Origin of the sequence: Granulicella sp. WH15 (assembly GCF_009914315.1) — a bacterium.
GTDB lineage: Bacteria > Acidobacteriota > Terriglobia > Terriglobales > Acidobacteriaceae > Edaphobacter.
This window is the reverse complement of the sequence record NZ_CP042596.1, coordinates 1800060-1813011: the sequence shown is the minus strand read 5'-3', so window position 1 is coordinate 1813011 and position 12952 is coordinate 1800060. Positions and strand designations below refer to the sequence as shown.

The 12952-nt window shown below is 54.8% G+C and carries 10 protein-coding genes; 1 reads left to right on the top strand and 9 read right to left on the bottom strand.

Annotated elements, in window-relative coordinates:
• Window positions 1–33 precede the first annotated feature (33 nt).
• Window positions 34–1674: an alpha-L-fucosidase gene (locus FTO74_RS07545; RefSeq protein ID WP_162537596.1), complete on the top strand. Its 1641-nt coding sequence runs from the start codon at window positions 34–36 to the stop codon at window positions 1672–1674.
• 25 nt (window positions 1675–1699) lie between these two features.
• Here FTO74_RS07545 and FTO74_RS07540 read toward each other — a convergent pair whose 3' ends face one another.
• From FTO74_RS07540 to FTO74_RS07500, 9 genes are all read right to left on the bottom strand, one after another.
• Complete coding sequence (locus FTO74_RS07540; protein ID WP_162537595.1) at window positions 1700–2953, bottom strand: ABC transporter permease; 1254 nt, start codon at window positions 2951–2953, stop codon at window positions 1700–1702.
• On the bottom strand, window positions 2950–3687 hold the full coding sequence (locus FTO74_RS07535) for an ABC transporter ATP-binding protein (protein ID WP_255462558.1): 738 nt from the start codon (window positions 3685–3687) through the stop codon (window positions 2950–2952). Before FTO74_RS07535 ends, FTO74_RS07540 begins: the two co-directional genes overlap by 4 nt.
• Complete coding sequence (locus FTO74_RS07530) at window positions 3677–4099, bottom strand: DUF3299 domain-containing protein (protein WP_255462557.1); 423 nt, start codon at window positions 4097–4099, stop codon at window positions 3677–3679. The genes FTO74_RS07535 and FTO74_RS07530 overlap by 11 nt, the downstream gene beginning before the upstream one ends.
• 149 nt (window positions 4100–4248) lie before the next feature.
• Window positions 4249–5763 (bottom strand): amidohydrolase/deacetylase family metallohydrolase, encoded by a 1515-nt coding sequence (locus FTO74_RS07525; protein WP_255462556.1) that lies wholly within the window; start codon window positions 5761–5763, stop codon window positions 4249–4251.
• Window positions 5764–5840: 77 nt separating this feature from the next.
• Window positions 5841–6368: a RidA family protein gene (locus tag FTO74_RS07520; protein WP_162537594.1), complete on the bottom strand. Its 528-nt coding sequence runs from the start codon at window positions 6366–6368 to the stop codon at window positions 5841–5843.
• Between the two features lie 25 nt (window positions 6369–6393).
• A complete protein-coding gene (locus FTO74_RS07515) occupies window positions 6394–7689 on the bottom strand; it encodes a selenocysteine synthase (protein ID WP_162537593.1) in 1296 nt (431 codons plus the stop codon).
• A gap of 196 nt (window positions 7690–7885) precedes the next feature.
• Window positions 7886–8701 (bottom strand): RraA family protein, encoded by an 816-nt coding sequence (locus FTO74_RS07510; protein WP_162537592.1) that lies wholly within the window; start codon window positions 8699–8701, stop codon window positions 7886–7888.
• A gap of 107 nt (window positions 8702–8808) precedes the next feature.
• Entirely contained in the window at window positions 8809–12081 is a 3273-nt protein-coding gene (locus tag FTO74_RS07505) for a carboxypeptidase regulatory-like domain-containing protein (protein WP_162537591.1), read from the bottom strand.
• Between the two features lie 204 nt (window positions 12082–12285).
• Window positions 12286–12909, bottom strand: a complete 624-nt coding sequence (locus FTO74_RS07500) for a response regulator transcription factor (protein ID WP_162537590.1) — start codon at window positions 12907–12909, stop codon at window positions 12286–12288.
• Between the last annotated feature and the right edge of the window lie 43 nt (window positions 12910–12952).

Genomic DNA, 12952 nt, shown 5'->3' with positions numbered 1-12952 from the left:
ACTTAGCAATTCGAAGCAGTGTAAACTCATCGCATGTTTTTATCTCGACGCATCAGTCTCTGTCTTGCGGCCTTGGCTTGTTTATCTGTAGCTCCTGCTCTCACAGCACAGGCGCCTGCTCCTCTGGGGAATCGTCCTGAACGGCTGGAATGGTTTCGCGATCAGGGACTGGGTCTCTTTATTCATTGGAGCGTCGATTCGCAGCTCGGTGTCATCATCAGTCACTCCCTTGCAGGTGCGAGCGACGAGTATGTCGACCGCTTCTATCGAGATCTACCTCAGACCTTCAACCCTACGCACCTCGACCCTGAAGGTCTTGCGAGACTGGCCAGAGTAGCAGGCTTTCGCTACATGATGTTTACCACTAAGCATCACAATGGATTCTGCATGTGGGATACAAAGACTGTCTCGTTCAATAGTATGCAGACCCCTTACAAAAAAGACATTACGGCCGAGTTGTTTGCTGCATTTCGCAGCCAGGGCGTATCCCCCGGGGCGTACTTCTCACCGGACGATTTTCTCTGGCTCCATCAGAATGGCAAACAGATTCAGAGGCTGGTTCCAGAGGTGCAACCCAGCAGGAATCCGGGACTTATGAAGTTAGATAAGGATCAGGTCACGGAACTGATGAGCCACTATGGACCAGTGGCGGCCGTATTCTTCGACGGAGAAGCAAAGGAACTCCGTGATCTGGTCTGGAAGATGCAGCCGGATGCAGTTGTAACTCGTGGCGCGATTGAGACGCCTGAACAAAATATCCCTGGCGCGCCGCTTCCAGGCGCCTGGGAGACAAATATGACGCTAGGAACTGCCTGGGGATATCAGCCAACGGATGAACGCTACAAGTCCGTGCGTGATCTACTGCGTATTCTGATCCAGACGCGCTCTCGCGGGGGCAATCTACTGCTGAATATTGGGCTGAAACCAGACGGCTCACTGCCAATCGAACAAGAAGAGGGGTTACGCACCCTTGGTGCATGGATGTTTATCAACTCCGACGCAATCTATGGCACACGGCCATGGGTGGTAACCAATGAGGGGAAGGTCTGGTTTACGCGATCAAAAGATAAACGCTCGCTTTATGCAATTGTGGATGATGACGATGCTGCGCCAGCGTGGAAACGCGGCACATGGCGCGAGTTCACGCTGAAGACAGTACGTGCGACATCAACCACTACCGTTGGTCTTCTGGGCCAAAACGATCAGCTAGTGGAATATCGTCCGGAACTGAAGCCGCAAGGCTCCTTTCATCAGGAGGCAGATGGGCTTCATGTTCGCGTGATGCGAGCACAGCGACTGCGCGATAGCGATTCATGGCCTTATCCTTCTGTAATCAAGCTCACCAATGTGGAAGAGGCCTTTGCGCCTCCTACAGTGCATACACTTCCTCCACTGACGATGAACAACGGATCGATCACGCTGCGAGGAAGCTGGCAAGATGCGGCAGACGCGCCCGGGACTGAGTTTGGCTTTGACTATCGCCTCATCACCGGCGAAGACAAGCTCTCTAGATTGCATGGATGGCAACATCTACCATTGCAGCCGGCTGCACATTCAGGAGAGTTCTCCGCGGTCTTTCACCCTGAGCCCGGTGAGCAATACGAGTATCGTGCGGTGCTGAAACACCCTCTGCTCATGCTCTTCGGCGAAGAGATACAGCTTCCGAAACGCTAAGAGCGAGGAATAATCCAGCATCTATTCAATGGGCGTTGAGGCCATCAACGAGAGAGTTCCGATAAGCGCGGAAAGCAGGGATTGTACCAATGAGCGCGGCAGAGATGATCGTCGCCAGGGCATAGAACTCAACTCGTGTGGACAGACCGACCAGTGTAATCGGTAGGCCGAATCTACTCTCAATCGTCGAGTGCAAAGCAAAGAGAAGAACGTACACAGTACCGATTCCCAGAACAGTTCCCGCAAAAGCGATAAGGACCGACTCGATGAGGAAGAGCATGAAGATCTGCCGAGCGTGCAACCCCACGGCTCGGAGAATTGCGACCTCCCGCCGCCGTTCGTTGAGGGCCGTATAAAGCGCTGTAAGCATGGCAAGCAGGCCAACAATAAGCACGGCGGCAGAGACCAGCGAGAGCGCAGTGTCAGCGTAATCGAGCAGACCCCAGAGCTCCTGCAAGGTGTAGGCCGGAATAATTGCAGTTAGCGGTTCGGGCTTGTAGGTATTAATCTCACGCTGAAGATAAAGAGTGCTGATACGCGATTTAGTGCCAAGCAAAAATGATGTAATCTGATCGACTTTAAGCTTCGAGGCATCGAGCTTCGGCACCGTCTCACCAATTGCGGGCGGCGTGCCATCTGACCAGCCAAAGTGCATGGCCTCGTCGCCAAGAAGCGTGATGTACACCGCTCGGTCAATCGGGGTGGAAGTAGGTTTCAGGATGCCCACCACTGAAAATGGAGTGTTGTCGTGCTTCAAGATCGACTTTTCTTCAATGCCGTGCGCGAGAACAATCTTTTTCCCAAGAGCATCATGCAGGCGCGCGGCGGCCTCTGCTCCAAGAGCAGCCTCGAAGATACCGCTCGGTGCGCGGCCCTGCGCGAACTCCAGCCTGTGGCTTCCACGATACTGATAGTGCGCATAGAGGTTGTCATCCGTAGCAACTACACGATACCCGCGGTAGGAGTCGCCCATTGAGATTGGGATTGTCCACGCAACGGCGGGATGCTGCACAAAGTGCTGATACGTCTCCCACGAGATGTTGTTGGAGGCGTTGCCGATGTGGAAGACGCTGGAGAGGAGCAGCGGCAAATCGCCTCCGCGAGCGCCGACCACCAGATCAGCATGGGAGAGAGTCCCGGAAAATCCGGCTTGAGCGGCACCACGCAGTCGATCGACTCCGACAAGCAGCATGACGGAGAGCGCAATTGAGAAGATGGTGAGTGCTGTTGTAAGAGTGCGGGCACGAAGGGATTTAAATGCCAAAAGGAGAAGCGTCACAGGGTATTCTCCAACGATCTCGTCTCCTGATTAATTTCGGGAAGCGACAGGATCGAGTCAAAGCGCGTAGCGAGAGATCGATCGTGCGACACAAATAGAAGCGTCATCTCGGGATTACCACGCGCCTTCGCTTCACCGGTCACTTCAGTAAGGAGCGACAAAAAGTCTTCGCGGCGATCCGTATCAAGCGCGGAGGTAGGTTCATCTGCAATCACAAGTGCCGGAGAACCAATGATGGCACGTGCGATTGCAACGCGCTGTTGTTGACCAACGGAGAGATGAGCGACTGGCGCACTTAAGTGTGTGTGTATATCCAGACGCGAGGCCAGGCGCGTTACTTCAGCCGACAACGTCTCAGCAGTAATACGAGCACGGCGCTCGGGATGCAGCTTGCAGGGTAATGCAATATTTTCCTCGACTGAAAGGTAAGGAATGAGATTGAAGCCCTGAAAGATATAGCCGATCTGGGAGCCGCGTAGTGTATCGCGAGCTGCGGCCGAAAGTTGCGTGAGTTCCTGCCCAAGAATGCGAATGCTTCCCTGCTGCGGTTTGAGGACCCCCGAGATGAGCGAGAGAAGAGTCGTTTTGCCACTACCTGACGGCCCGTGAAGGAAGCATCGATGGCCAGAGGAAATACATAACTCGTCGATCCGAAGAATCGGCTGCTGCCGGGTATAAGAGAAACGAACCTGCTGCAGGTGCACTGCGTCTGTCATGAAGGAATCACTGGGCATAAGGCTGGACGCTATCTCCGTCCATGTTGAAGGAGACATCGCCGTATGGGCTCTGCACAGTGGCAACATGCAGTTGGCCAACCACCATAATCGGTTCGGTGAATGACATCTTCGCCTTTTGGTTATGCCTCAGCTTGACATAGATCATCTGGTTCGGTGGCGGCGGCGGTACGTGGATGCAAGCTCCGGCAAAAGGCACCAGGAGAAACTCCGTGACTTGATCCGCATCATCTTCGAGCGGGACCATAAATCCTGGAACAGAGACAAGTTTGTTATTGAGCGCGCGTGCGGGAGAGTCTGCCTGTGAAGAATTCAGAGTCTTTAGAGTCGACCAGCTGACGGTCGGAGCGGTCGCAGCAAAAAGGAAGGCGGCCGAAAATACGACGATAAGTGCCGATGCGAGGCGCTTCACCTTAAACCTCCTAGCTACGACTATCTGGATCCATGGTGCTGCTGTTTCTTTAGACACATTCCGCATCCTTTCGTTTGCGGTGGGTAGCTGAATCGCTCCCATGAAGTTGACAAGAGAGAGCGCCGTCACGCTCTCTCTTGTCAACTATTCTACTTCGGTGTAGCCGTATTCTGGCTGCCAGGAGCGTACTGCGGGAAACGAGGAGAGCGAGCGGCTCCGAAAGGACGCTCATTGAAGGTTGTCCAGCGACGCGCCTGGCTTTCGTCTGCAGAGTGCGTCGTGGCATCCCACATATCTGCGGAGATACCATTCAAGTCGTAGACCACCTTGCCATCACGCAGCGTAAGCTCGCAGACCAGCTTTTTCGTTCCCATCATCTTCGTGTTGTACATGTCAACGAAGCCGAACGTGCCCGTCTCCACTGAGAACACAGCCACGTCGGCGACCGAACCAACGGAGAGATTACCGAGCTGATCCTGCTTGATCTCATGCGCCGGATGCGAAGTCATCTGTGCCATGACCTGCGGGATTGTCTCACCAAGCAACATCAGCTTGTCGGCGACGTTCAGCATATCCTTCATGCCATTGTTCATCGAGTCGACATGCAAATCCGTGGAGATGGAGTCCGGCAGATAACCGCCCTTCATAATGGGAGTAGCTACCGTCCATGAGAACGAGCCGCCACCATGACCGACATCGCAATAGATGCCACGCCTCTTCATCACAAGAAGAGCCTCTGAGGCAAGCCCTGTCTGCGGGTTCTGCTCACCGCGCAGACCTGAAAAGCAGTGCGTGTAGATGTCACCGGGACGAAGGTGCGTAGAGACGAGTTCGAGAAGAGGGCGCTCGATACGGCGCGAACCGTAGTCGATCATAACGGGGATATTCGCTATATTGCCCGCGATAACCGCCTGATCGTATGGCTTCCACTCCGGTCCTGTGAAGTGCGCGCTTTTGACTCCGACGATAACTCCGGGAAACTGCTTGGCCTTTTCTCCGGTCAGCTTGCCATCCATATCGTCGAGGTTATTCTCGTAGTTGGAGCCACGCATTCCGGAGCCGACGATGTTGAGTTCGGAGAGAACACGGGTCTTCGAACGATCGATAATCTTGTCCTTGAAGTCATCGAAGTTGCGCCAGCCGGAGCTTCCGGCATCGACGATCGTGGTCACTCCGTTACGGAGGGTGAACCCATCCGGATACACAGAGAGGTCGCCAGCATAGGAGCCACGCTCTCCTGTGCCCGTATAAACATGGGTATGCAGATCGATAAGCCCCGGCGTCACATACAGGCCTTTGGCATCAATGGTCTTCAGAGCATCTTTCGCATTGAGGTGCTCAGCAACCGCAACGATCTTCCCATCTTTGATTCCCACATCGCGGATTGAGTCGATCTTATTCTTGTCGTCCAGCACATGGCCGTTCGTAATCAATAGATCATAGGCAAGCGGATTGGCCGGCAGTTGAGGCAAACGACGCCCTTCCTGTGCCGGTAAAACAGTGGAACAAAAGACAGAGCAGCTGAGGATGACGCGACCAATATGCTTGAAGCTCATGAGTTCCCTTTCTCGACGAATGTGCTCGAAATGCGTGACGCTATCTTGATAACCGGAACGGCATCCTGTGCCTGCGTATAGCCTCATGCGCATTTGGAGAAGAAACATAGTCAGGATCATCCTGTCTCGTTCGAGGAGGGATGATCCTGAGTTGCTCGGCCTCAAACTCCAGACCTGAAAAGTTTCTAGATCGAAGCGATGCAGTCGATTTCTACCAGAGAATCTCCCGGGATGCCGCCAGCAGCGGCAATCGTAGTACGAACCGGAGGAACGCTACCCCAGCGGCCTGCATAAACACTGTTCATCCGGGCGTAGTTCGCGAGATCGCTCAGGTAAACGTTTACCTTCAACACCTTGTCCATCGACGATCCGGCCAGAATAAGATTTTGCTCGAGCTCATCCAGAACATGCTTGGTGTGCTCTTCGATAGTTCCCTTGAAGTGTGCGCCGATACCTGCGATAAACACCAGGTTGCCGAAGGTGACGATGCCGTTGAAAAGCGGCGGTCCCTTGGGCGCGGCTGGGGCAGCGTTCGCAGCAGGAGCGGCCGGCGCTCCGGGATTGACGGAGGGAGCGCGGTGAATCGCCTTCTTCTCCCATACAACGCCGCCAGACTGCGCCTGAGCCTCAGGCGCCATCACCGCAGCTCCAGTAACGGCGGCAGCGGCCGCAGCAACGTTCTTCAACAGACCTCTTCTCGTTTGCTTCTCCATAATCGTTCCTTTCCGTAAAAGCTAATTAGGCATGATGAGTAAGAGCCGCGCGAATACGGCGACCGACGATAACATCTTCCCCAGGTTGCAGCATCCAGACCCCGACGACGAGCGTATTGGCGTCGGACGGAATACCTTGGCGCGGCTTACGACCAGTATCGGGGTTCAGCTCAATGGAAGGCTTACTCGCACGTAAAGCTGACACAATCTCCGGTGTCGTAATGCCGGTCACAGCGGGATCGAAGCGAATCAACAGGTGCGGCACATGGTTAGCTATTTTCGGCACAACAATCTCAGTGCGAACGGAGGGAATATCCTTGACCGCAAGCGCGATCACATCGGCTCGCTGCTGGTAGTCGCCCTGCATCGACTCTTCCGTATGGGAGAGAACCCAGTCGATGGCCGCAACCATGCCAACGATCTGCTCCTTCGCCACCTTCATTCCACGAGCGATACCGTCAACGGGATTGTTGCCCTGATGTGCCAGATCCGTAAGGTGCTTCTTGCCCAGCAGAAGCCCGGCGTTCTGCGGGCCGCGGATGCCTTTGCCTCCGGAAAACGAGACAAGATCAAAGCCCATGCCGGTGTATTTCCATAGATTCTCAATGGGAGGCATGTCTGCTGCCGCATCGATGTGGCAAGGGATGTTGTGTTCGTGAGCGATCCGAAGCCAATCTTCCCGTCCGATCTGAGCACTTCCAGAAAGACCGTCGTCCTCCGCGGCATTGAAGAAATTAGTCATTACCGCGTTCCCTGCGGCACAGGCCTTGCGGTAGTCGTCGAGTGTCACAACCTCCGTCACTCGAGCTCCACACAGGAACATGGCATGATCGTAGTCGTAGCGGTGCGCGTGTTGCACAATCACCTGATTCTTCAATCCATCGACAGCTTGCGGCATGGCGAGGGGACCAATATTATTCGCAAGCTGCATACACGCCGCAGTCGCCAGGCTGATAGCCCCAGACGCACCCGACGTGACGACTGCACCTTCGCATCTCAGCCGCTGTGCAAGATATTCTCCAGCCTTCATCTGTAGGTCGTGCAGACGGACTGGATGCAGTGCGGCCTTCTGTACGGCAGCAAGAACGACGGGGGGCATACAGGCCGCAGTCAGAAACGTATAGGTTCCGGCTGCGTTGATAATCTTCTCAACCCCTAGCTTGTCGTAGTAGTCCTCCCCGTCTGCCTGCATCGCAGGGGTACGAGCAACGGTAGATGCAAACGCCGGACCGGCACTGATAGTGGCGGCAAGCGAACTCGTCAAACGAAAAAAGCGGCGGCGGGAGAAGAAACCCGCTTGAGATTCAGGCGATGCTGGCATCAGGAACTCCACAACTTCTCTGCGAGAGAACAACGATGAGATAAAGCATCCATCGATTTCGTTCGATCGACAAGGGTAGATGAAAGGATCAGGAGAGATTCATTTCACAATGGGAAGACCGATTTAGCATGGGCCATACACCTCCCGCCGTCTTGGGACAAATGACATATCGAGCCAAAAGAATCGATTTGGCAGCTTATATACGACCGAACTGTTTTACTGCCTCGACGATCGAATGGAACTTTTCGATAAACGGATACATGCTGTGTTCGCTGTTATCCAACTTCTGGGCCAGGATAAGGATGTCTGCCGCCTGAGCTTTGGGCACAACAACGATTCCGTCCTGATCGGCAACGATGATATCGTTTGGATTGACGCGAACTCCACCTACATCAACGGGGATATTCATTCCCCCAAAGCGGTAGTGTGAAACAGAGGTAGAGGGCACCGGTCCGGTCGAATACACGGGAAAGCCGATCTTCTTCAGTTGCGGAAGATCACGAACACCGCCGTCCACTACTGCACCGGAGAAACCACGCGCAAACATCGCCGTCCCCATCAAGCCGCCCATTCCAGCGATGTCTTCTCCGTCTTCCACCTTCATGACGTAGACCGAACCCGGACCACCACTATCGATTGCCGCAAGCATTCCGGAGAGCGCGTTTGGATCCTTGTTCTCTTCCTTCTTCAAGAGCACTGTCAGAGCCGTACCAGCAAACTTCGTGGGGAAGATCGGCTGCATCTTGTGAGACATGTAGTGCTTTTCATGTAGAAGCTGCTCTTCGGCATCAGAGACTGAGGCTGCTTCAACATGGCGGTACGCCTCAAGCATGCGTGCCGGATCGCGCGTGTAATCCGCAGCAGTCAGCGGAGCATCGGCACGAAGCACAAAGCTAAAAGCCGCAGTTGCAAGCGTGAAAACCGCAGCACCGAGTATGATGCTCTTTCTGCTCTTACTTTTTTTGCTTGACTCTTTTTTGCTTAAGCCTAAAGACCTGTTTGCAGACAGCATATGTAACTGACTCTCCGGGTGATTCGCTTACACCAGCATGTTAGCGTCAACGAGAAAAAGAGTACAGCCGCCATAGAATTTCCTGGCGGCTGTACTCCGGTAATGAGTTAGAAGTTGATCTTACCGGCGATCTGAAGGATACGAGCTCCGGAAGTGGTGAATCCAGTCTGAGCAGCGGTGATATCTCCGAACGAGCTCTTAGCCAAGGTAGCGGCAGAGAGATCGGAAGGCAGAGTCGTTGATGAGCTGGTGGTGCTACCCGTCGGAACGAGAGCCGGATTGGGATGGTTGAAGGCGTTGAAGGCCTCAGCACGAATCTGGAACTGTACTCCGTCATGGATAGCGAAATCCTTGAAGAGAGAAAGATTCGTGTTCGCCGCACCAGGCCCGTAGGTGGCGTTGCGGCGTGCATTGCCATAGGTGAAGTTAGCCGGAATCGCGTATGCAGAAGCGTCCAGGCAGCTTGCGTGGGTTCCACCAGAGAGCACAGTCTGACGGCTGCAGGTCGTACGCTCGGCGTGGACGTAGTTGGGACGCTGCGTTCCAATATTACCAGCATTGGCGACGTCGGAACCCAGGCTGACATTGATCGGAGTACCCGTGCGAAGATCCACGATTGCATTGACCTGCCAGCCGCCGAGTGCCTCACGAACTGCCAGATTATGTCCGGAGATCTTCGGGAGAGCATAGGTGACCGTGCCGACGAAGCGATTCTTGATATCGCCGTTGGAGTTGCCATAGTCCAGCTTCAGGTGGCCCTGGTACATGGCCGTTCCGCCGCCGTTCGAATCGGGTGAGGTATCGAGCGAGTGAGACCAGGTGTAGCTCAGGTTGGCGCTCAGACCATAGACCGTGCGCTGACGCAGAACCACCGTGAGGCCATTGTAGGTAGCGATGCCATCGTTCCGGATGTCGCGGATCTGACCGATCAACTGGTTCGGACGACGCGCATTGACATTACCGGCGCCCGGCTGAGGCTGATTGGGATAGTAGCTCTCGTCCAGGTGAATGCTGTGCGATCCAAGGTACTGAAACTCCAGACCACCATTCTTCCAGACCTCCTGGCCCAGGTCGACGTTCCACTGGTACATGCGAGGCGTCTGCAGATGATAGTCGACCGTGAAGGCGTTGACGTAGGTGTTGGGAGTTCCGAGCACCGGCCCGACTGCACCTGCACCGGGGTTCGAGAAGGTATTGGTCGGGACAAAACCCGCACCAGGGTTCGAGATTGACACGGAGTTGGAGTACGGAAAGTTTGAGGTCGAAAGCGTAAACGCATTTAGGTGATTGGCGTTGTAGTAGATACCGCCACCACCGCGAATGACTGCGGTGTTCGTTACACGGTAGGAGAAACCAAGACGCGGTGCGATGTTGTCGTGGTTCGGAGCCGTAAAGCCGAAGTTAGGATAGGTCGCTGCGTTTGAAGCAAGCGTTCCACCCTGCGCCGGGAAGAGCGCCGTCATATCCGGAGTCAAGATACGGCCTACGCCGTTCTTGCTGTAGGCAACCTGGGGAAGCTCGTAGCGAAGGCCATACTGCACCGTCAGCTTCTGAGAAACAAGCCAGGTATCCTGCGCGAAGAAACCGTCGCGCCACTGGGCAACTTCGCCCTTGACCTGCGTGTAAGGTGTGTTACCCGAGCTGAAGGTACCCAGATAGAAGTCAGCAGCCGGGTCGCCCGTGTAGGTCGAAGCAAAGGTGAAGGTACCGCGAGCACCATTCACAGCTGCACGACCAATCGTGAGCTTCCGCAGGCTGACACCAGCCATGAAGCTATGCTTGCCGCGCGTGTAGCTGAGCTGGTCGTAGCCAGTCAGCGTACGGTCGTCCTGGAACCAGTTGGTTCCGTCTTCACCGCCAGTTCCCTGGTAGTTCGTGATGTTGATCGTCGGCAGACCAGGATTGGCCGCGGTAACGTCCGAGGTGAATCCGGGAATTCCAAGAGCCGAGCCTGCACCCTGGATATTGTTCTGGTCGAAGTAGTTGATGTTCCGCGTGACGACAATGTTAGAGCCAACCCGCAGATCGTTGACGAGATTGGGAGTGATGATGTGGGTGTAGCCAGCCGCCCCATTCTTGGAGACCGTCGGACCATAGTTGTTGCCGGCATAGTTGATGGAGTCAGCCTCATTGAAGACCGACTGCCAGTCAAAGCGAGCAAACAGACGAACATTCTCGCCGATGTTGTAGTCGATACGATCCAGAGTGGAGTTCGAGTTGACAACGTTATTCAGGTTGCCCTGGAAGTTATTCGTCGCACCCGGAAGATTGGCACGCGTGAGATACGGAAGAACCTTGGAGGAGACCGGGTTGATCGCCTCGGTAATGATGTTGTTCAGATAAGGCTTCTTGGTATAAGGATCGACAAGCTGATTGCCGAGCTCCCCGAAGTCTCCGGTGCGCATCCGATCCGTCAGCACAGTGCCGATGGTAAAGGTGGAGAAGGTGTCGCGAAGCCCCTCGTACGATGCAAGGAAGAATGCCTTGTTACGGCCATCGAAGAAGTGAGGAATGAAGATCGGTCCGCTGACGACACCGCCAAACTGGTTATAGCGGGAGGTCGGCTTTTTCGTAGCCGACGTGGAGAGCCAGCTCTTCGCGTTCAACGCATCGTTCTGGATGTAGTCGTACACCGTACCGTGGATCTTGTTGGTACCGCTGGCCGAGACCTGATTGATGTGTACGCCGAGATAGTCGCCATACTGAGCGGTATAGTTACCGTTCTGCACCTGAACCGCGCTGAGCGCATCCGGGTTCGGCACAAGCGTAGCCGTCGAGCCGAGATTGTTCATGATGCTGACGCCGTCCAGCGTGATGCTGTTATTGACACCGCGCGTACCAGCGCCACTGGCATTGTTTCCAGGAGGATTGCCCGTGAGAGCAGTACCGCTCACGGTAATGTTCGAGGCGGTCTGCGCGAGGCTGAGCGCCTGACGACCGTTTATGGGCAGATCGTGCACCTTCTCCTGATCCACCGTCTCACCGAGCATCGCATCGTCGGTAGAAAGAGTGGAGGTCTGCGCGGAAACGCTGACCTCGGAGGTATCCGAACCGATAGACAGCGTCACGTCAGTACGCACTGCCAGGTTGACCGTGACAACGACGTTGGACGCCGTCACTTTTTTAAAGCCGGTCATATCAACCGTCACATCGTATGTACCGGGGTTAATGAAGGGGATCGAGTAATACCCTTCAGCATTGGTTGTTCCGGTATAAGCGACCTTGGTATCACGATTCGTGCCGATCACCTTGGCGCCGGCGACGACGCTGCCAGTCGGATCGGTAATCGTACCAACCAGAGACGTATTATTAGCGACCTGAGCATGTCCCACGATAGCGGTGGACATCAGCAGGGCAGAACATAACGAAAACTTCTTCACGGTGTGGACCCCTAGAAACTTCGGTTGAGACCGAATGAGTGCTACAGCAAGAAAGAACTCCGCCAACTGTTAAAGGAAACACCAATAGACGGTAAAGATATGATGAAGAGAGTGAACCGATTACAAATCGGGACAGGCCAGCCGTCAACGGATAGTTGACCGAGAAACATCTAGGCCAAAAAGCCTAGATGTCCTCCGGATGCCCTAATCGAGATGCACCAGACCACGCTGGAGCGCGTAGATGGTCGCTTGGGTTCGGTCACGAGCGCCCATTTTGTCGAGCACCGACGAGACGTGAATCCGGACGGTCTTCTCCGCAATATGGAGCTGCTCCGCAATCTCGCGGTTCGAGCGGCCCTGCGTAATGCAGAGCAGCACCTCGCTCTCGCGAGGCGTCAGCTCAACCGACGGGGTCCGTTCGGCGAGCCGGTCCAAAGCCAACCGGGGCAGATAGCGGAGATCACGGTAGACCGTCTGGATCGCGTTAATCAGTTCTTCCCCACTTGCATCCTTAGTGAGATACGCCCGCGCCCCTGCGCGAACTGCGCGATAGACATCTTCCGACCCCTGATAGTTGGAAAGAACTACAATCCGCGCAGGATGCCGCTCTTTGCGCATCATTGTGATGACGTCAAATCCGCTGACGCGTGGAAGACGAAGATCGAGAACTACTACATCAGGAAGCAAGGATCGGTAAAGCTCGATCCCAGTCTCGCCGTCAGGAGCTTCTCCGACGATGAGAATCTGCGCATGGCCGGCAAAAACAGACTGGAGCGCCATACGTGCAAGAAAATGATCCTCAATCAGAAGGACGCGAATCTGCTTCATGAATTCTCCCCAGGGAGACCTGTATACCTGTTCAATGAGATGG